This window comes from Salmonella sp. SAL4457 (assembly GCF_046548235.1).
Classification (GTDB): domain Bacteria; phylum Pseudomonadota; class Gammaproteobacteria; order Enterobacterales; family Enterobacteriaceae; genus Salmonella; species Salmonella enterica.
The window spans coordinates 1-272 of record NZ_JBGDZO010000497.1; the positions used below are offsets into that span (position 1 = coordinate 1).

Consider the following 272-nt stretch of genomic DNA (forward strand, 5'->3'; position numbering starts at 1 on the left):
CCGCAGCGCTGCGCCCGGCGCCGCTCGAACCACGCTTCTTCATCCGCCGGGTGCCGCAGTCGCTGACCCCCGTATTGGTCTCGGGGGTGGTGGTCGGATCCTTCTATGGCCTGGCGCCGCTGTATGCCAACCAGTTGGGGTTGCCCAACGAGCAGGTCGGCCTGTACATGGGCGCCTGCATCTTCGCCGGGCTGCTGGTGCAGTGGCCGCTCGGCTGGCTGTCCGACCGTCGCGACCGCGCCTGGCTGATCCGCGCCTGCGCCATCCTGCTG

The 272-nt window shown here is 70.2% G+C and carries 1 protein-coding gene; it reads left to right on the forward strand.

Annotated elements, in window-relative coordinates; genetic code table 11:
- The coding region (locus tag ACLJNW_RS25210; RefSeq protein ID WP_410961360.1) for an MFS transporter at positions 1-272 on the forward strand (272 nt) is incomplete at both ends.